At 50.9% G+C, this 18,970-nt stretch carries 17 protein-coding genes and 1 pseudogene; 14 read left to right on the forward strand and 4 right to left on the reverse strand.

The annotated features are described in order from the left end of the window. Positions 1-87: 87 nt before the first annotated feature. Complete coding sequence (locus NAL19_RS03650) at positions 88-429, forward strand: ogr/Delta-like zinc finger family protein (RefSeq protein WP_225086944.1); 342 nt, start codon at positions 88-90, stop codon at positions 427-429. A gap of 446 nt (positions 430-875) precedes the next feature. Here NAL19_RS03650 and NAL19_RS03655 read toward each other — a convergent pair whose 3' ends face one another. Further along, on the reverse strand, positions 876-1,460 hold the full coding sequence (locus tag NAL19_RS03655; protein WP_225086945.1) for a hypothetical protein: 585 nt from the start codon (positions 1,458-1,460) through the stop codon (positions 876-878). 44 nt (positions 1,461-1,504) lie between these two features. After that, positions 1,505-1,843, reverse strand: coding sequence for a hypothetical protein (locus tag NAL19_RS03660; RefSeq protein ID WP_225086946.1), 339 nt, complete (start codon positions 1,841-1,843; stop codon positions 1,505-1,507). Positions 1,844-2,432: 589 nt separating this feature from the next. Between NAL19_RS03660 and NAL19_RS03665 the strand changes: the two genes are divergently transcribed. Beyond that, complete coding sequence (locus NAL19_RS03665; protein WP_263058780.1) at positions 2,433-2,825, forward strand: YybH family protein; 393 nt, start codon at positions 2,433-2,435, stop codon at positions 2,823-2,825. 91 nt (positions 2,826-2,916) lie between these two features. On the opposite strand, the gene NAL19_RS03670 is transcribed toward NAL19_RS03665, so the two are convergent. Next, positions 2,917-3,984, reverse strand: coding sequence for a DUF1176 domain-containing protein (locus NAL19_RS03670; RefSeq protein ID WP_263058781.1), 1,068 nt, complete (start codon positions 3,982-3,984; stop codon positions 2,917-2,919). 376 nt (positions 3,985-4,360) lie between these two features. Here NAL19_RS03670 and lpxP point away from each other — a divergent pair, with 376 nt between their 5' ends. Further along, positions 4,361-5,284, forward strand: coding sequence for a kdo(2)-lipid IV(A) palmitoleoyltransferase (gene lpxP, locus NAL19_RS03675; protein ID WP_263058782.1), 924 nt, complete (start codon positions 4,361-4,363; stop codon positions 5,282-5,284). A gap of 255 nt (positions 5,285-5,539) precedes the next feature. On the opposite strand, the gene NAL19_RS03680 is transcribed toward lpxP, so the two are convergent. After that, on the reverse strand, positions 5,540-5,944 hold the full coding sequence (locus tag NAL19_RS03680) for a hypothetical protein (RefSeq protein WP_263058783.1): 405 nt from the start codon (positions 5,942-5,944) through the stop codon (positions 5,540-5,542). A gap of 333 nt (positions 5,945-6,277) precedes the next feature. On the opposite strand from NAL19_RS03680, the gene NAL19_RS03685 reads away from it, so the two are divergent. From NAL19_RS03685 to NAL19_RS03735, 11 genes and pseudogenes are all read left to right on the forward strand, one after another. Continuing rightward, entirely contained in the window at positions 6,278-7,246 is a 969-nt protein-coding gene (locus NAL19_RS03685; RefSeq protein ID WP_225086736.1) for an IS110 family transposase, read from the forward strand. A gap of 248 nt (positions 7,247-7,494) precedes the next feature. Beyond that, complete coding sequence (locus NAL19_RS03690; protein ID WP_225086951.1) at positions 7,495-8,850, forward strand: NCS2 family permease; 1,356 nt, start codon at positions 7,495-7,497, stop codon at positions 8,848-8,850. A 279-nt stretch (positions 8,851-9,129) separates the two neighbouring features. Beyond that, the gene (locus tag NAL19_RS03695; RefSeq protein ID WP_225086952.1) at positions 9,130-10,776 is read left to right on the forward strand and encodes a Na+/H+ antiporter; all 1,647 of its coding nucleotides are present in this window, start codon (positions 9,130-9,132) and stop codon (positions 10,774-10,776) included. A gap of 469 nt (positions 10,777-11,245) precedes the next feature. Then, the gene (locus NAL19_RS03700; protein ID WP_225086953.1) at positions 11,246-11,956 is read left to right on the forward strand and encodes a response regulator transcription factor; all 711 of its coding nucleotides are present in this window, start codon (positions 11,246-11,248) and stop codon (positions 11,954-11,956) included. After that, positions 11,934-13,448 carry a sensor histidine kinase gene (locus NAL19_RS03705; protein ID WP_263058784.1) on the forward strand — a complete coding sequence of 505 codons (1,515 nt, stop codon included), beginning with the start codon at positions 11,934-11,936 and terminating at the stop codon, positions 13,446-13,448. The genes NAL19_RS03700 and NAL19_RS03705 overlap by 23 nt, the downstream gene beginning before the upstream one ends. A gap of 310 nt (positions 13,449-13,758) precedes the next feature. Further along, positions 13,759-13,980, forward strand: coding sequence for a Flp family type IVb pilin (locus tag NAL19_RS03710; RefSeq protein WP_010295686.1), 222 nt, complete (start codon positions 13,759-13,761; stop codon positions 13,978-13,980). Between the two features lie 7 nt (positions 13,981-13,987). After that, complete coding sequence (locus NAL19_RS03715) at positions 13,988-14,539, forward strand: prepilin peptidase (protein ID WP_225086955.1); 552 nt, start codon at positions 13,988-13,990, stop codon at positions 14,537-14,539. Between the two features lie 46 nt (positions 14,540-14,585). Then, a complete protein-coding gene (cpaB, locus tag NAL19_RS03720) occupies positions 14,586-15,530 on the forward strand; it encodes a Flp pilus assembly protein CpaB (protein WP_225086956.1) in 945 nt (314 codons plus the stop codon). A gap of 80 nt (positions 15,531-15,610) precedes the next feature. Next, a pseudogene (locus NAL19_RS03725) lies at positions 15,611-17,048 on the forward strand (type II and III secretion system protein family protein). Between the two features lie 20 nt (positions 17,049-17,068). After that, positions 17,069-17,755, forward strand: coding sequence for a CpaD family pilus assembly protein (locus tag NAL19_RS03730; RefSeq protein WP_225086958.1), 687 nt, complete (start codon positions 17,069-17,071; stop codon positions 17,753-17,755). A gap of 14 nt (positions 17,756-17,769) precedes the next feature. Next, positions 17,770-18,969, forward strand: a complete 1,200-nt coding sequence (locus NAL19_RS03735; protein WP_263058786.1) for a CpaE family protein — start codon at positions 17,770-17,772, stop codon at positions 18,967-18,969. The last annotated feature ends 1 nt before the right edge of the window (position 18,970 follow it).

The raw sequence follows: 18,970 nt of genomic DNA on the forward strand, positions 1-18,970 counted from the left end.
CAGAGAAGAGAAACACCATAAGAATGGCCGTCCGTTAGGGCTTTATTTCTGGCGGGCGGGGTTAACAGAATGGAAGGAGTGAGCGACATGAGGATAATGCGTGTTTACTGCCCGGAATGCGGCACAGTGGCCACGGTGAAGAAAACTCACCGTAAGCACCCGCATATCTCAGATATTTACTGCGCCTGTGCGGATGTGGAATGCGGGCATACGTTCGTGATGAATATGACGTTCTCACATACCCTCAGCCCCAGCGCCAAAACCCACGGGCATATTATTAAAGGCGTGATAGACGGGATCGCCCCGGAGAAGCGCAAAGACATGATCGACATGCTGAACCAGGCGCAGGAGGACGACAAAAAGGCCGAAGCTGTGGACGAACCGGAAAATTCTCTGGTTGTGGTGCGGCGTAAAGTCGGGGAAAAATAAAACGCGTAACGCCGTATTGGCCGTTCTCATTTTTTCAGTTATGCCAACATCACTACTCGTCTGTAAGCCACGTCCGGCAAGGGATTGCCGGAACGGTGGCACGTTCATTTTCCTACCTGATTTTTTTCACCACGCCACATAAAATAATACCGAGTCTTTAAATTCAAAGAGATAGCGTAATTTTTTGCGGGTTTCAAAACCGACAAAAACGGCAAAACTGAAAAAAGCTGAAATTTCTTTCAATGATTTCAGTTGGCACCGGAACGCACAAGCCCAGCAACGGCGCGGGCTGGCGGGTTGGTTTGTAGAAAAAGAAAACTGAAAAATTTTTATGATCCGAAAACCGCAGGCGGGTGCGGTGTAGCGCCGATTTTGTCGTGTGAGTGTTTATTTGGGGTGGGTGAATGGAAAGCTGTTTTTTTTGCTAAAAAAACCATAAATGCCGACTAAGTATCTATCTTTGTGGCGATAAGAACGTGATCGCTTCGATCATGCCATGTGGGATGAAAGCCCAAACTTATGGGGTCGGATAATTCTACATTATCAGGATTGCCCCAAATGGTATCGGCTACAGCCTGCATTGCCTGGATATCACCTTGGTACACGTATCTTGCACCAGTTGCGTTGGTTTTAAATTCCAGTTTGCCATCGACTACGGTTAGGAGGGTGATCTCAAGGCTACTTTCCTTAGGGATACCGAATAACCAAAGTAGCATTCCTGCTTCTGTTTGGTGTGTATCACTAATCACAGCGCCATAGTGCTCGATAATCGTTTTATATACAGCTGTTGATACACCGCCTAACTGATAGTCAGCATCAACGTAGGCCGACTCAACTTGAGGAATGCGGGTACCCAAATCAAGCGGTGGCGTTAACTCGAAAGATAATACATAACTGGCTATATGTTCGTCGGATAGTTCATCCTTAACATAAAGTATTGCCATTTCATTGTGGTAATCTTCAAGCAAAGCACGGTAATGTCTGCCACTCTTGCTGGTAAATTGCAACCAAACAAAATGACCGGAATCCATATCGATAGAATCCGGCCAGTATAAGGTTTTATCGTGTTCAGCTATCAAATTTGGCGACATTGATGCATGTGGCTCGACTGAGTAAAAAAGGACTCCAACGCGCGTTGAGAGAAATTTACATTCAAATTTTTCAAGTCATGCCAAAGAGAAGCTTGATTAACAGGGATCGTCTGCCCATTTTTTTCAATGGTCACCTCAACAACTGGCTTCACTTTTGAATAAGTTGGCGTATTTTCCCAGTCTGAACGTAGCACCATAAGTACTTGCCGTTCTTTACGGTTTTTCATGCTTCTCACTTCAAAATCACCCAAAACGCCGGGTACAGAAAAACGCCCGATACGCTCGGTTCTGTTGGCGATAGTGTGCGGCGAATGTGTAATCATATTCTGCCCTCATGGAGTGAAGAGACTTGGTTATAGTTTAAACACAAAGATGGATGACGTCTACTGGTGTCTACTCGCGTACTCTGGTGTCAAGAGTACGCGAGTAGACTGTCTGTTTTTGTCTTGTAAGCAAACAGATTGCTCGGTTGCAGCAAGACATTAAACTACAGCCGAATTTCAGTAGCAGTGCGGTGAGAAAGAAGAAATAGATGTGTATAGAAATATGAGTAAAGTACTTTTTTAATACATTAAATTGTAATAATTACATGGTCTTATGTGTTTTATTCTATTCCCTTCACTCGCTCCAATTATTCCCCTCTCTGTATCTACTTAAGTACATTAAATTCATTAATATCAATATCTTGCTTTATTTTTCGATCGGTTAGGAAAAAACTCGTCTATCAAAATGTATACATCAGAGTGTATAGAATGTGCGTATAAAGTAATCCTCGAAAAAAGCAGAGCATTCATAAGCAGAATTTTCTCGTAATCTGAATACAAGAGATTATTATGAATAACATCTCTATTATCATAGGGTTGTGTGTTATTCCTTATTGGGTTTTTACGCCATTTCACAGAGGCCATGCTTATGAAACCACATCCGATATGCGAAATTATTGAGGCCTGTGATAAAGCAATTTCTGAGCGAAATTTTGATGCTCTGATGAATTATTACGCCGAGGATGCCGCACTTGTTATCAAGCCAGGCATGGTTGCGAGAGGTAAAGAGGAGATAAGAAAAGCGTTTGTCGCTATTGCCGATTATTTTAAAAATCAACTTATTGTTGAACAAGGCAATATGCAGGTCATTGAAGGTGGTGGAGACGCTTTAGTTATCATGGAAACCGTTCTTCATTACCCAGATGACAAAGGGAATATTGTCACAACGACCCGGCGAGCGACTTATGTTTTCAGGAAAGACGCTGATGGGAACTGGCTTTGCACCATTGATAATTCCTATGGAACAACGCTGCTGGACTGATTCTGTTTAGTTAAGGCAGGCGCGTTTTTAGTCTTCCTCGACAGCTTTTCCCATGAGTGAATTTGAGGTCAGCGAGTGACCTCAATTTCCGTCATTTACCCGGTTTCACCACGGTTGTTGTCCAGCTAGGTAAATCCCAGGTGCCACCCAGTTGGATCATGCGGCATGAACCAGTGGTTGATACACTGCTTTGCTGGAATGTTTTGCCATCCCATGTCCAGGCGTCATAGCTCATGCAGTCCGCAAGTCCACGTCCCTTATGCACAGAGGTAATTTCACCGTTTTCGTAATCTGTGCCATCTGTCGTCACGAGCTGCGGTTGCGTCTGCATGGCGTTATCGATGACCCAGTAGGCGTAGCCTTCGTTATACGCTGCGCGCCAGCAAAGGGTGCTGAGCAGGGACAGGTTGTCATTCAGGGGGGTAAGCTCAATGGGTTCCGCTTGTTGACCATCTTGCGGTTGCAATCTATCGCAATCATCATTGAGCGTTTTAAGCAATTTGGGCTGGATAGCCAGCTGTTCTGCGTCTGTCAGACTCCGTGATGGTTCCTGCTTCGTGACTGCGGCGTAGATGACGGGGGCTGTGATGGCAGATAACGCACTACTTTTATTTCCTTTTTTGGTGATGGCGTCCGTTGTGCCGATACGACCTTGTTTCTCATCCATCTTTAACAGCACCGCATAGGCACCAACACCAGACAGTTCAGAAACGACGCCATTGTGACGAAAAGCCACTTTTCCGCTTCCTTTCAGGGCCTGTAATACGACGGCAATTTGCTTCTCATTGAGCTGCCAGAGATTGTCTCCGGTTGAGGTGAGCACACCTTTATCCGCGCCGTTAAGCGTCAACGTAAGTGTGGTGCCTTTAGGGATCGCGTTGTATACCTCAGCCAGTGTGACTTCGGCCGTTATTGGCGTATTTTGCCCGGCATGACGTGTAAGAAGCAGTGAGACGCCAGGAACATCCTTCTCTTCTCCTGCGTACTGTTCTTCTGACGAGTAACCGGCGGCCCGGCACGTCAGCGTGTTATCACAGACCACTTCCCAGTCTTTATGAGAGAAAGTGCTATCTGCAAGCGTTGTAGCCAACGCCAAAGCAGGGATTCCCGCGATAAGCGCTGCGAGCGCAGTGAGGCGGTGAGAGAGAGAAAAAGTCATTTTGCATCAAGCCCTTGATTATATTGTTACTTGTCATCGGCCTGTTCTTCGCGTCAGGACGTTAAGCGCTTTTTTGACATATACCAAGATGTTAGCGTTAGACTACGTGATATTGCGAATATTTCTTGTCTGACCACTCCTTTATTAAGAGTGAATCGGGTATGATGCCGATGCCGTCAACTGCTCATCGATTGCTCAACATCCCCTCTGTGTTATCAGCATGTTTATCCTGCTTTTTAACCTCATGCGTGATAACGGTCAGAAGCAGTTTTTCACACAGCTAAAACGATTCCTATAAATAAGTGTCATGATAGATGTAGCGCGATAAGAACGACTCTTTATGCGGTACGCTGTTAATCACTTAAAGACGAGTATCATGAAAATTAAGCAAACATTTACCAGGGCATTACTCCACCCGCGCTATTGGACGACTTGGTTCGGCCTTGGCGTGCTGTTTTTATTAGTTCAACTTCCTTACCCGCTGCTGATGAAAATCGGGAGCAATGCGGGTCGCCTGTCCCGCGTTTTTCTCAAACGTCGGGTGTCGATTGCCAGACGCAACCTTGAATTGTGCTTCCCTACGATCTCTGGCGACGAAAGAGAAGCGATGATCGATAGCAACTTTGCTTCGCTCGGTATGGCATTGGTCGAAACCGGCATGGCCTGGTTCTGGTCCGATCGCCGTGTACGTCACTGGTTTGATGTTTCGGGACTGGAACATTTACACCACGCCACGGCAAAAGGTCAGGGCGTAATGGTGATTGGTATTCACTTTATGTCGTTGGAACTGGGCGGCAGGGCGATGGGGCTATGTCGACCAATGATGGCGATGTACCGTCCGCACAATAATAAAGCGATGGAAATGGTACAAACCTGGGGGCGTTCTCGTTCGAACAAGGCAATGATCGACCGTAAAGATCTGCGTGGCATGGTGCAAGCGCTGAAACGTGGTGAAGCGGTATGGTTCGCACCCGATCAGGACTATGGCCCTAAAGGCAGCGTGTTTGCCCCGTTCTTTGCGGTGAAAAATGCGGCGACGACCAGCGGCACGTATACGATAAGCCGTCTGGCAAAACCGGCGATGATGACGACAGTGCTGATTCGCAAGCCCGATGCTTCTGGCTATCAACTGGTGATTCAGCCCGAATTGCAGGATTATCCTTATCACGATGAACAGGCTGCGGCGTGTTATATGAATAAGGTGGTTGAGAAGGAAATCATGCGGGCGCCTGAGCAGTATCTCTGGCTGCATCGTCGTTTTAAAACGCGACCGGCCGGGGAAGTCTCGCTCTACGCCTGATGGCATAAACACGTGTGATATCGGATGGCGCTTCTGCGCTATCACGGTATGGTGAGCAGAGCCAGTTACGCATCGTGTAAAACCAAAAAATGGCTACCAGATGGCAGCCATTTTAGGGTGGTTAACGTACTTAAGTACGATTAACGGAAGATAGCGTGGGGGTTAACACCGCGATAGGTTTTGCCCAACGCTTTTAATATTTGATTGATTTTGCGGACAACGCGCATCTTTTTTATCCCCACGATTCTTAAATAATTATTGGTTGAAAGTACCAAAGTTGATGTTGATGTTTTCAAACATAGCGATGATTTTGTTCAGCAGTTTCATGGTCATTTCCTCATTGTTAGTTGATTGTTTTTCTGTGATGCTGTTCACGTTTTTAAGAATACTCGCACTGATACGAGTGGTCAACTTTTTTGTGATGAGAATCACAAAAAAATGAACGATCAGTTTGTGAGGAATAAACCGCTGTTTTGATTTTCGTCTAAAAACCTTTTCTGCTTTTTCTTCATACTGACGCGTTTTCAGCGAATTGCCTGCTTGAACGCGGCCCGTACTGGCCGAGCGCTGCCTTATCGGACAGATTAAGTGAGATAGGTAAATTGTCTCGATTAGCAGTTGAAATAAGCGCGGGTGAAGCGGGATAATCACGCGTTTCACATTGCCAGACAGCCTTTATCCAGCTTGTTTTAATACAGTCTGTTTTGATACAGCAGTGTCTTGATATAGCAACGTTTCTATACATCAATGTCTTGATAAGACAACGTTTTCTGGTTTTGCATTCAGCGAGTTAATCGTTTGCGTGCGGAGCTATACCCTTGTATCTTGAAGTTTAGATATTATTGACAATGTAAGTTTGGCACGGTTCATGTAGCCTGTTTTACTCTGGGGTTTCTAAGCCCGTTATTTAGCGCATTGCGCATGAACCGCGCCACTCATCTGAAACCCGAACAGTTGTTTGACCTCATTTCGTATTTGCAAGGAGGGGTAAAAATGAGTCTGCCAGATTTACTTCACATCGGTATTGATGTTTCCAAAGCCTCCCTCGATATCGCTATGGGTTCTGCATTGCCGCCCTTTTCCGCCAGTAATGACCTCGATGGCTTTGACGCTATTCAGGCTGAACTGGCAAAACATTCAGTTTCTCTTATCCTCATGGAGGCCACCGGCGGACTCGAAGCTCCACTGGCTTGTTCGTTACAAGCTGCTGGTTTTGAGGTCGTCGTTATCAATCCCCGCCAGGCAAGAGACTTCGCTCGCGCCATGGGATATCTGGCTAAAACCGACCGCATTGACGCCAAAGTATTAGCGCAAATGGCTGAGGTCATTGACCGACATCCTGAGCGTGAACGTTTCATTCAACCCCTGCCAGATATTCAACGTCAGGCTCTGGCCGCTCTCGTCACGCGGCGACGTCAACTCGTTACCATGCTTGTGGCAGAGAATAACCGACTTGCTTCGGCTCACCCTCAGTCCCGCAAGAGCATAAAGACGATCATTAATGCCCTGAAACACGAACTCGCTCGAATTGACCACGACATGAACAAACATGTTCAAAGCCATTTCAAAGCGCTTTCTGATTTACTTGGCAGCGTCAAAGGCGTTGGGACGACCACCATCTCTACCCTTCTGGCTGAGTTGCCCGAACTGGGGACACTTTCCCGTCGGCAGATAAGTGCGCTGGTAGGCGTTGCCCCTTTAAACCGGGACTCTGGGAAAATGCGCGGCAAACGGACAATATTTGGCGGAAGAGCCAGCATACGTAGCGTGTTGTATATGGCCGCGCTTGTTGCCACACGTTTTAATCCGGTGATTAAAGATTTTTATACCCGCCTTGTGAACGCGGGTAAGCCGAAAAAAGTCGCGCTTGTCGCGTGTATGCGTAAACTTCTGACTATTCTGAACGCGATGCTCAAAACGGGTCAGGCTTGGGACAACGATTTTCATCGAGCTACCCCATGAAAAAATGTTGTTCAAGACAGTTGCTAAATAATTCGAGTTGCAGGAAGGCGGCAAGAGAGGGAGTCCCGATGAGCTTACTTGAGTAAGTGATTCGGGTGACTGAACGCAGCCAACGCACGTGCAGCTTGAAGAATGACGGGTATATACGGTTCATGATGCGCCAGCGATGTTGGTGTATTCGCGGAGCAAGGCCGCAGGAACCGGTCAAATTGATCGTAAATAATAATGGCATTTCAGGGGATACCACCATGTCAAACACCACTCGTCAGGCTGGCTCGCAGGGCACGCTTGATGCTTTTTTCAAAATTACACAGCGCGGCAGTAATGTGCGTCAGGAAGTATTAGCGGGTCTGACGACGTTTCTGGCGATGGTTTACTCGGTGATTGTGGTGCCGAGTATGCTGGGCAAGGCCGGCTTCCCGCCTGCGGCCGTGTTTGTGGCAACCTGTCTGGTCGCCGGGCTGGGATCGCTGCTGATGGGGTTGTGGGCTAATCTGCCGATGGCGATTGGCTGTGCGATTTCACTGACGGCATTTACCGCGTTCAGTCTGGTGCTGGGGCAACAAATCAGTATTCCCGTGGCGCTGGGAGCGATCTTCCTGATGGGCGTGCTGTTTACCATCATTTCCGTCACAGGCATCCGTTCCTGGATCTTACGTAATCTGCCGATGGGCGTGGCGCACGGAACGGGGATTGGTATTGGCCTGTTCCTGCTGATTATTGCCGCTAACGGTGTGGGTCTGGTGGTAAAAAACCCGATTGATGGCCTGCCAGTCGCGCTGGGTGATTTCACCTCTTTTCCCGTCATTATGTCTCTGCTGGGGCTGGCGGCGACCATTGGTTTAGAGAAGCGTCGCGTACCGGGTGGTATTCTGCTGGTTATCATCGCGATCTCTATTCTGGGGCTGATTTTTGACCCGAAGGTAAAATATGCTGGCTTCTTTGCGTTGCCAAGCCTGACGGCGGCTGACGGTTCGTCGCTGATCTTCAGTCTGGATATCATGGGTGCATTGCAGCCGATGGTTCTGCCGAGCGTGCTGGCGCTGGTGATGACTGCCGTGTTCGATGCCACTGGTACGATCCGTGCCGTAGCCGGACAGGCGAACCTGCTGGATAAAGACGGGCAAATTATCAACGGTGGTAAAGCGCTGACCGCAGACTCCGTGAGCAGCATTTTCTCCAGCCTGGTCGGGACGTCGCCTGCGGCGGTCTACATCGAATCGGCGGCGGGTACGGCGGCTGGTGGTAAAACGGGCTTAACGGCAACCGTCGTGGGTGTGCTGTTCCTGCTGCTGCTGTTTGTCTCTCCATTAGCGTATCTGGTGCCTGGCTATGCCACCGCACCTGCGCTGATGTACGTTGGTCTGCTGATGTTGGGCAACGTCTCCAAACTGAACTTTGATGACTTCGTGGATGCGATGTCCGGTCTGGTTTGTGCCGTATTCATCGTACTGACCTGTAACATCGTGACCGGTATCATGCTGGGCTTTGGCGCGCTGGTATTAGGTCGCATTTGTGCTGGCGAATGGCGTAAGTTGAACATCGGCACCGTCATTATCGCTGTCGCACTGGTGGTGTTCTACGCAGGCGGCTGGGCGCTGTAATCCCTTCCAACAGACCTTCTGGCGCCGTCCAGAAGGTCTGTGATTCCTCGTTTTTCCTTCCTTTTTCTCTTCCTTATCATTTCTCACGCCAAACACGATTTTATGTGCCCTTTTATTGGCTTTGGGTTGATGTTACTTGTGTGATAATCAATGTTGTTATTAATTCCGATTTCGGCCAGAAATCCATTTTCATACCGGACTAAATGCGTTAAATATGGAAGGGCAGTTTGCTCGCTAACAGGCAGAATTTTTTGACTTAGGAGTACATCTAAGGAAAGCATGGAAATATTTTTTACGATTCTTATTTTGACCCTGGTGGTATCTCTGTCCGGGGTGATTACCCGCATTTTACCTTTTCAAATTCCCCTACCTTTAATGCAAATTGCGCTTGGTGCCATTCTTGCCTGGCCCCAGTTCGGTTTGCACGTTGATTTCAATCCTGAGCTGTTTATGGTGCTCTTCATTCCGCCGCTGCTGTTTGCCGACGGCTGGAAAACGCCGACGCGTGAGTTTCTGCGGCACGGTCGGGAAATTATTGGTCTGGCGCTGGTTCTGGTGCTGATTACTGTGGTGGGCATCGGCTATTTCATCTACTGGATGGTGCCGGGCATGCCGCTGATTGCGGCTTTCGCGCTGGCCGCCGTGCTGTCACCAACGGATGCTGTCGCGCTGTCTGGCATTGTGGGTGAAGATCGTATTCCGAAAAAACTGATGGGCATTTTGCAGGGCGAAGCGTTGATGAACGATGCGTCCGGCCTGGTGTCGCTAAAATTTGCTGTCGCGATTGCGATGGGTACGATGGTGTTTACGGTTTCCGGTGCGACGCTGGAGTTCATGCAGGTTGCGCTGGGTGGGCTGTTGGCGGGCGTTGGCGTGACCTGGATATTTGGTAAATCGCTGCGTGTTATCAGCCGCTGGAGCGGTGATGATGCCGCGACGCAAATCGTGCTGCTGCTGCTGTTGCCTTTCGCATCGTATCTGATTGCGGAACACATTGGCGTGTCGGGCATTCTGGCGGCGGTGGCGGCAGGGATGACCATCGGCCAGTCGGGCGTCATCCGTAGTGCCCCCCTTGCGATGCGGTTGCGAGCAAACGGCGTGTGGTCGATGCTGGAATTCGTGTTTAACGGCATGGTGTTTATCATGCTGGGCCTGCAATTGCCGGATATTCTGGAAACCTCTGTGACCCAGGCGGAGCTGGACCCGACGGTTGAAACCTGGATGCTGTTTACCGATATCGCGATCATCTATGGTGCTCTGTTGCTGCTGCGTTTCTGCTGGCTGTGGGTGATGAAAAGATACAGCATGCACATCCAGAAAAAGCGCCCGATGATCTTCGCCGAGTTTTCTACGCGCGAGTTGTGGATCGCGTCCTTTGCTGGTGTACGCGGAGCGATTACGCTGGCGGGTGTGCTATCTATTCCGCTGCTGCTGACGGACGGCACGGCGTTTCCCTCGCGCTATCAGCTGGTGTTTATCGCCACGGGCGTCATTTTGTTTTCTCTGTTGTGTGGGGTGCTGGCCTTGCCGTTTTTGCTACGCGGTGTGGTGGTGGCGGACAAGGCGGCGCACGCTAAAGAAATTCGCATGGCGCGTATGGCGGTGGCAGAAGTCGCGATTAAAAGTATGCACAAAATGGAGGAGCGTCTGGCGGCCGATCGTGAGGAAAACATTGATGAGCAGGTGCTGAAAGAAGTCAGCGCACGCGTTATCGGTAATCTGCGCCGGCGGCTAATCGATAAAGACGATCCTGAAAATGGCCTGCTGATTGAGAATCTGGAGCGGCGTTTTCGTCTGACCGCGCTGAATTCTGAACGTGCAGAACTGTACCACTTGCGTGCCACGCAGCAGATCAGCAATGAAACGTTGCAAAAAATGCTACGCGATCTCGATCTTATGGAAGCGCTCTTGATCGAAAATGAGTAAGACGCGGTGAGGCGATCCTTGTTACCACGTTGATTTCTTTCTCTTCTTTTTCCTTCCTCAACATCCCCATGGCGTAAGCGATGGGGATGTTTTTTATGCGCCTGTTTCAAGAACAACGTCAGGTGATTGTAAACTGCTTGTCACTAAATGATAATGATTGTTATTATCTGTAGGACTTTTCTTAGAGGCAGAAAAGCCATAAATAGCAAGTTTATACTCTAAATAATTCAAGTTTCAGGAAGGCGGCAAGAGAAGGAATCCCGATGAGCTTACATAAGTAAGTGATTCGGGTGAGTGAACGCAGCCAACGTACATGCAACTTGAAGTATGACGAGTATAGAAGTAGAAAACGGCCTGCACGGTATCAACACCGTGTGGGGTGAATGGCTGTTTGAAGGATCTGATAAAAAATAAACGGACATTAACCCTGAATTAATTAGGTAATAAGCCACGTTTATAGGGGAAATTTATGCGTGTATTAGTGGTTGATGATGATTCTGTGCTGTGCCATTGGCTGGGGTCTAAATTACATTCCCACGGCCATTCTTGCCGAATGGTGCATGATGGCGCACACGCATTAAAAGCAATCAAGGATGAAGTTTATGATGTCGTTCTCTTGGACAGAATGTTACCCATCATGGATGGATTTACGGTATTACGTGAATTACAAGGCTCACGTCATCCGCCTATTATGTTGCTCTCGGCGCTGGATCGTGATGTCGATCGGGTGATGGGTTTAGAGCTCGGTGCAGAAGATTATCTCGGCAAGCCTTTTAATTTTAATGAGCTTAGGTTACGTCTGGATATTATGGCGCGGCGCGGTAAACGCCATGCGGATAACCCTTCCATGCTGACTTTTGAAGACCTGCAACTTGACCGTATGCAACGCGTTGCATGGCGCGGCGGCAAGCGTATCGATTTGACCGATAAAGAAATCAAGTTACTGATTATATTGATGGAGAATCCAGGTCAGGCGATTACGCGCACCATGCTGTTAGAGCGTGTATGGGGCTACAATTTTGATCCACAGACCAATTTGATCGACGTTCATATGTCAAAGCTGCGGGCGAAAATTGATAAAGGCTTTCCGCGTCCATTAATTAAAACGTTAAGAGCGATGGGCTACGCATTAGGCACGGTAGATAAGGACAAAACCGATGTTGGCAGCCACGCTGAATAAAATAAAAATAAAGAAGCTGGGGCAGCGATGGCAGGTAAAAATAAAACACTGGCAATTACTGGGGGCAAGCCAATATCCCGGCTTTTTATGCACCTCTAATTTTCGTCAGGCAATAACCATTGTTTTTCTGTTCTTATTGATGATGCTGATGTGTATTGTCGGCTTCAGTTCACTCAGTGAAACGTTGATTAGAACGCATGTCCGTGAAGTTATTCTGGGTAATATTTACGATTACTCGATGCAGTCGCGTTTAACCAACGCCGATAGCCTGATCGCACAATTACGCCAGGATAATCGGGCGAAAGGGGATGAATTACCGCTGTTTCTGGTGATGAATAAAGACGGTGATATTCTGTATCATAATCATCCTCTACGAACGCATCCTCTAAAAACGTCTTCTCTACAGGCACTTCCTCTCACCATGCATCCTCTGGAAATTCGACAGCACACTGACTGCCGGATGGATGTCAGCTGCCTTAAGGCCGAAATTTCCAGTCCTGACGATCCCAATCTGATCGGTTTGTCCGTCATGCTGGATGATGGGGGCGTGCTGTTTACCGCCTATAACATTCGGCCCATGTTAGAACGGGTGAGGACGATCCCGCTGGTGGCGGGGGCAGGACTGTTTATCGTGCTGCTTTTCTGCCTGTTCGTCAGCCGCCATTTCAGCTTACGCAGTTTACGCAGCGTGGAGAAAATCCGTGCGGCGCTGCATCGCTACAGCAGCGGCGAGCAGCAGGTGCGTATGCCACTGTCGCCTTATGACGATGATTTTGACAGCCTGAGCGCTGACATTAATCAGAATCTGGAACGGATTGAGCGCCTGATGGAGCAGGTGCGTAATACCTCAAGTCACGTCGCGCATGAACTGCGTACGCCGTTGACGCATCTGCAAAACCGGTTGTTCAATCTGACGGAGCGGGCAGTGCTGGATAACGACGTTCGTGATGAGTTGAATCTGGCGGTGGATGAGGTGCACAAAATTCTCGGGCTGTTCCGTACCGTGATGCGCATCGGCGAAATCGAAAGCGGACGCTGCGTGCACCAGTTTGAGAATATTGAGGCACGCCAACTGTTGGAAGAAATTGCCGAGTATTATCAGCCGCTGGCGGAAGAACGCGGCTGTCGCTTGAAGATTGAAATCAAAGCCGGTATCCAGCTTTTTGGCGACCGGGCGCTACTGTTTCAGGCGCTGGCCAATCTGGTGGAGAACGCGCTGAAATACGCGGCGCAGGGGAAATACATCACCTTGAGCGTGACGCTGTATCGCGGCTGGATCGCGCTGAGCGTTGCTGACCGTGGTCCGGGTATTCCGCCTGCGCTTCATGCTAAGGCGCTACAGCGTTTTCAGCGGTTGGATCCCTGGTTTCAGTCCGGCTATGGGTTGGGGTTGTCTCTGGTTCAGGCGATTACCGATCTGCACGGCGGCAAACTGTATCTGGACTCCTCTGAACCGGGTTTGAACGTCTATCTGTGCCTTAATCGCTGTTAATGCGTTTTTTCGTACGATGAACAGGCGCATGACGGGTGATTTTTCCCCGTTTACCATCACTCGCCTTTCTCAATTTTTATGAATATCCCTGCAAAAAACATGAATATTTATTAATTTTTCCTGTAACGAAAATCATGTTAATAATTGATTTTTATTGATAATTTTTTGTATGAAAAGATTAACGAATATTAATGTTCTGCTGCTTGCGGCGCTTGATAATAAGTCTCATTATTAATTTTATTATCATCATGGCTCCCCCGAATTCCCGAGTAGGCCATGATTTCTTTGGCTGCGATTAGAGGGTCTTCCCATGAAAAATATGAAAGCAAAACTGCGTTCTTTCCTGCGTGACGAGAGCGGTGTAACGGCGATCGAATACGGCATTCTTGCGGCGGCAATGGCGGCAGCAATTGGCGCTATTTTCGGCGGCGACGGTATCTTCGTGAAAGCGCTGAATGAGAAATTCACCCAAATCGCCGATCAGATTACCGGCACGGGCACCAGCGGCGGTACCTCCGGCGCAGCGAAATAATCACGTAATGGCGGATTACACGCACTGGCCGCAGACGGCGCTGCTGATGGGCTGCCTGCTGTGGTGTATCAGTACCGACCTGTTAGTACGCAAAATTACCAATCGGGTGGTGCTGATTTTATTGCTGGGCTGGCTGTTCTTCAGCGCTTCACACGTCCTGCAATCCGGTGCGGTAGATATGTTGGCACTACGGAAAACGCTTTGGGCGTTGCCTGGCGCGGCGGCAGTACTGGTTGTGGGGTTTTTGCTTTTCCTCACCGGCAGACTAGGTGCAGGGGATGTGAAGCTGATGAGCGTGCTGTGCCTGTGGGTTGGGCAGGGGCACCAGATCGTTTTCGTCATGGTAACGGCGCTGGCTGGCGGTGTTTTGGCGCTTAGCCTGCCGCTGCTGAATACTGTACCCACAGCGGTGGCGATGGGCATTCAAACCACCAACCGGATATTCAAGAGTCGGTTGCCTATGCCACCTGCATTGCCCGCCGATCTTTCTCAAGGCATACCTTACGGCGTCGCCATTGCGTTCGGTGCGATGTATGTCCTGATTTTTCCCTTGTTTTAATTCTGTCGCAGCTTTAAGACACACACGCTAGGGTAGGCAAGTTGAAATGAAAGTGAACTCTACATACGTACTGTCAGGCGCGCTCGTTCTGGCAGGCATTGTTGCGCTGGTGGTACGTAGCCATCTCTCTTCGGAACCCCCTCCGCCACCTCCTGTAGTGGTGAAAGCGCCGGAAAAAACGGCTGTTCTGGTGGCTGCGAGAGATCTTCATCCTGGTGATTTCATTGATCCTGCCTCACTGCGCTGGCAGGAGACAGATCAATCGGTTTCCCGATCATTTAACTTTGTTCGTGGCAAAGACAGCCAGTCTCTGCTGCTGGGCGCAACGCTGCGTGAAACCGTGGCGGAAGGTGCGCCGCTGACCAGTAATGTATTGGTTAAGCCAAATGAGCCGGGCTTTGTCGCCGCTGTGTTGCGTAAAGGGATGCGGGCTATCTCCGTTCCTACAAGCGCTATCGCGAGCAATGCCGGACTAGTGTCGGCTGGCGATCGTGTTGATGTGATCCTCAGCATGAGGCGAGACGATCAGTCTGAGCTACCCGCAAGCCGTAACCAGCCTGTCGTGATGCCACTGTTGGCGTCACAAACCATCGTTCGCGATTTACGCGTATTGGCGCTGAATGACAGAACCGGTACGCCGGTATACCCACGTTTGGATGCGATGGAAGATGGCGCGGCGCTTGATGCCACGGCTAAAAGCCGTGAGCCCGCCGTGCGCTCCCGTCCTGCCACCTACCAAACCGTTACGCTGGAAGTGACGCCTCAGCAGGCTGAAGAACTCGCCGTTGCCAAAGAACTGGGCATTCTGCATTTGGCGCTACGCAGTGCCGATTTGGATGATGAGGTCGATCCCGCGACAGGGCGACCCCATGTGACCACGGTTCCGCGCGCGACCGATATCTACGGGGTGCTATCAGCAGGATCTGGTGAACGCAAAGTGAAAATCTATCGCGCTGAGCAAAAAGACGTGGTGACGTTCCCCTCCCGATAAGACGAGTACGCCATCTGACAGCCTGCGGGGAGCCGCGAGTTGCTCATGGAAAAATGAAGCCCATTACGGAAATTAAGTAAATGACGATGTTTTCGCTGTTTTTGAAATCGGACTTTCGGGACGTGCAAACGGTTGCTGACCGCTAGCCTCTTTAATGCGGTATTGCCTGTCACGCTGACGACGATGATGTTGCCTGTGGCTACGCTGGCTGCTGGCGTCTCTGTTGCCCCTGTCACGGATGAAGTGCGTTTGACCGTGAATCAGGGACGATTGTTACATCTCAATGCGCTGCCGGACAGCGTGCTGGTGGCCGATCCTAATATCGCCAGTTTTGAACTGCCTTCACCGGGTAATCTGTTTGTCTACGCCAAAAGCGTCGGCACTACCACGCTCTATGCGATGGATGAAAATGGCAATGTCATCAACGCGATTCGCCTGGTGTCCGAGCATGATTTGAAAGCGCTGGGTGAACGCATGAAGCGTGAATTCCCCGGTGCGGATATCCAACTGGAAGCCTCGATTCCGAGCGGTGTGATTGTACGCGGTAGCGTTGATACCCCGCAGGATGCCAAGCGCGTCATCGACAGCATACAAGCTTACATCAGTGCATCTTCCGGTGGTGGTCAAGGCGGCGGTGGAGGCGGTGGCGAGAAATTGCCGGGTTCCAGCGAAACGTCCGGCAAGGTGATCAATCAGCTCAAAATCAAAACGCCTTCGCAAATCAATATTCAGGTGCGTGTTGTGGAAGTCTCTCGCAAGCTGACCAGTGAACTGGGCTTCAACTGGGCGGCATCGTTGAGCACCGGTAGCGGCAACATGAGCGCGGGCAGCGGATCGCGTCTGAACTTGTTTAATGCCACGACCGGACGGTTTTCTAACCCAACGGATGCGGGTTTCCTGAACTTCGGACGCTCCAGATTGAGTGGATTATTAACCGCCATGAATCAACAGGGCATGGCAACGGTATTGGCTGAACCTAATCTGACGGCGATGTCCGGGGAAACGGCGGCGTTTGCCGCGGGTGGCGAAGTGCCGATCGTCCTGGTCACCAATAACAGCGTCAGCATCGATTACAAATCCTACGGCGTGATTCTGCGTATGACGCCGACGCTGCTGTCTGCCAATCGCATCAGCCTGCACATTGCGCCGGAAGTCAGCGAACTCACGGATGTGGGTTCCGTACAGCTGGAAGGCGGATCGCGCATTCCTGCCTTAACGGTACGTCGTGCGGATACCACGGTAGAGCTGGCTAGCGGACAGAGCTTTGCGCTGGCTGGGATGCTGCGTAGTGCGGGTAGCCAGACGATCAACGGCGTGCCGGGGCTCAGTAGCGTCCCGATGTTTGGTCGCCTGTTTGAAAGCGAAGCCACCAGCCAGGAAGAAACGGAACTGGTGATTATCGCGACCGCCTATGTGGTTGAGCCAGTTAATGCGGGCGATCTCCAGACGCCGGGGCAAGGCGTGAAAATGCTGGATGCCTCCATGCCGCGCTCTGCATCTGTCGGCTATCTCTACTAAGTCCACGAGGGGCAATGAATATGACCACGATTAACAACAATCAGCCTCCGTTCCGCCCGCTGCACCTGCGCGTAGCGATGCTTACCGCCGTTTTTCTGCTTGCAGGATGCGGATGGAATAAGCCGATTAACGATGTACGTATGGCTCGTTTTGATCAACCGGGGCTTCAACCCATCGCCGTCCAGCCTTCATCGGTGTCCGTGCCGTTATTGGCCGCGCCAAACGGACGAGGGTTCCTGCCTGAGTCTCTGAAGCAGCTCAATATCATGTTGAAGGATCAGGGGCGGTTATCGGCACAGACGCTGACGCTGATTCCGCACAGTGCGAGCGGTGAGCAGATGGCCGGGCGATTGGCGACCGTGCTGAAAAATGCCGGCGCGAATCCACAGAACGTGAAACAGATGCGCCGCTCTACCGCGAGTGGTCAGAACGGCGATCTGGAAGTGATCTCCGAAGCGCTGGTGGTCAAAACCACCCGCTGCACGATCAATGACCCTAATCAACTGATGGTGAAGCCTTATGAAGCCATTGGTTCTCTCGGCTGCGCCACGCAAAACAATCTGGCGATGATGGTAGCTGAACCACGCGATCTGATTCAGGCGAAAGCGCTGGACGATGCGGATGGCGTCGCGGCGGTCAATAGCATCGAACGCTATCACTCAGGTGAAGTGAAAGAGCTCATCGACATTAACTTTGAAGAAGATTAAGGGCGTGACATTCCATGAGTGAAATTACCCCTAACGATGGTGAAGAACTGGCGCTACCGCTGGTGGCGTTTGCCAATGACGCGCGCGATGTGGCCGATATCAGCGATCTCTTCACCCGCCTGAAACAGCCCGATGTTCCGGTGATGTCCGGTGGTATTACTGCCGCTCGTCAATGGTGCGAACTGAACGTCCCGCCACGTATTTTACTGGTGGATCTGGAGGCAGAGCACTGGCCGCTTCCCGCGCTGGAAGAGCTGCTGAGCGTCTGCGGCCCCACCAGCCAGGTGATTGCTATCGGCAAAGAGCAGGATGTCGGCTTATACCGCGCGCTGCTTCAGGCTGGCGTGGTGGACTATCTGGTGAAGCCGTTCACGCTGGATCTGCTGGCGGCAACGTTGGCGAAGTGTGAAGGCCAACAGGCTGGGCCGGAATATGCCCGCATGGGCAGGACGATTGCGGTTGTCGGCGCCAGCGGCGGCAGTGGAGCAAGTACCGTGGCGATGGGGCTAAGCCGCCTGCTGTCCGGCGAGCGTCATTTGCCCGTCGCGCTGGTGGATTTCGACCGCCGTAACGGCGACCAACTGCTGCTGCAAGGGCAAACCGATGACGCGGGGCTGGCTGCCGTGCTGGAGACGCAAGAACTGGATACCCGACTATTACAGCGCGCCATGCTGCGCGTGGATACCCGCCTGCACCTGCTGGCGCAGAAGCCAGAGTTGGGTGAGTTGAGTCCGGTTGAGGTGGATAACGTGCTGAACCTCGGTGGCGCGCTGTGTCGCATGTTCAATCAGGTGATCTGGGATCTGCCCAGCAGCTACCCGACTGGGGCGCTGGACGTGCTGACTTACGCGGATCTGCGCATTATTGTGACGGAGTTGACGCTTCAGGATGCCCGCAATGTACGGCGTGTGCTGAATGAGATCGGTGATGAAAGCGAAGGGCAACGCCTGTTGCTGGTGCATAACCAGAGCCGCTTTGCCACCGCCGCGCCGCTCAGTCGCGATCAGTTTGAACAGTTTACCGGCCGGAAGATTGATGTCGTGCTGCCGAATGCGGGTCACGCGCTGTCGCAGAGCCTGACGCTCGGCGCGCTGAATCTGGCTGCGGCGCCTGCTTTCCAGCAGGGCTTGCGCCAGTTGGTCGATTTGGCCTGCGGCGTGCGCGCCAGACCGGCGGAAAAACGCTGGTTCTCGCGTTGGTTAAAACGCGCGTGAT

The organism is Pectobacterium sp. F1-1, from assembly GCF_025643735.1.
Lineage (GTDB): Bacteria > Pseudomonadota > Gammaproteobacteria > Enterobacterales > Enterobacteriaceae > Pectobacterium > Pectobacterium colocasium.

Coding starts and splice junctions, on each gene's coding strand:
- NAL19_RS03715 (WP_225086955.1), top strand. CDS start 13,988: ATGGCGGATTACACGCACTGGCCGCAGACGGCGCTGCTGATGGGCTGC.
- NAL19_RS03690 (WP_225086951.1), top strand. CDS start 7,495: ATGTCAAACACCACTCGTCAGGCTGGCTCGCAGGGCACGCTTGATGCT.
- cpaB (WP_225086956.1), top strand. CDS start 14,586: ATGAAAGTGAACTCTACATACGTACTGTCAGGCGCGCTCGTTCTGGCA.
- NAL19_RS03695 (WP_225086952.1), top strand. CDS start 9,130: ATGGAAATATTTTTTACGATTCTTATTTTGACCCTGGTGGTATCTCTG.
- NAL19_RS03665 (WP_263058780.1), top strand. CDS start 2,433: ATGAAACCACATCCGATATGCGAAATTATTGAGGCCTGTGATAAAGCA.
- NAL19_RS03730 (WP_225086958.1), top strand. CDS start 17,069: ATGACCACGATTAACAACAATCAGCCTCCGTTCCGCCCGCTGCACCTG.
- NAL19_RS03670 (WP_263058781.1), bottom strand. CDS start 3,984: ATGACTTTTTCTCTCTCTCACCGCCTCACTGCGCTCGCAGCGCTTATC.
- lpxP (WP_263058782.1), top strand. CDS start 4,361: ATGAAAATTAAGCAAACATTTACCAGGGCATTACTCCACCCGCGCTAT.
- NAL19_RS03710 (WP_010295686.1), top strand. CDS start 13,759: ATGAAAAATATGAAAGCAAAACTGCGTTCTTTCCTGCGTGACGAGAGC.
- NAL19_RS03735 (WP_263058786.1), top strand. CDS start 17,770: ATGAGTGAAATTACCCCTAACGATGGTGAAGAACTGGCGCTACCGCTG.
- NAL19_RS03655 (WP_225086945.1), bottom strand. CDS start 1,460: ATGGATTCCGGTCATTTTGTTTGGTTGCAATTTACCAGCAAGAGTGGC.
- NAL19_RS03705 (WP_263058784.1), top strand. CDS start 11,934: ATGTTGGCAGCCACGCTGAATAAAATAAAAATAAAGAAGCTGGGGCAG.
- NAL19_RS03700 (WP_225086953.1), top strand. CDS start 11,246: ATGCGTGTATTAGTGGTTGATGATGATTCTGTGCTGTGCCATTGGCTG.
- NAL19_RS03650 (WP_225086944.1), top strand. CDS start 88: ATGAGGATAATGCGTGTTTACTGCCCGGAATGCGGCACAGTGGCCACG.
- NAL19_RS03660 (WP_225086946.1), bottom strand. CDS start 1,843: ATGATTACACATTCGCCGCACACTATCGCCAACAGAACCGAGCGTATC.
- NAL19_RS03685 (WP_225086736.1), top strand. CDS start 6,278: ATGAGTCTGCCAGATTTACTTCACATCGGTATTGATGTTTCCAAAGCC.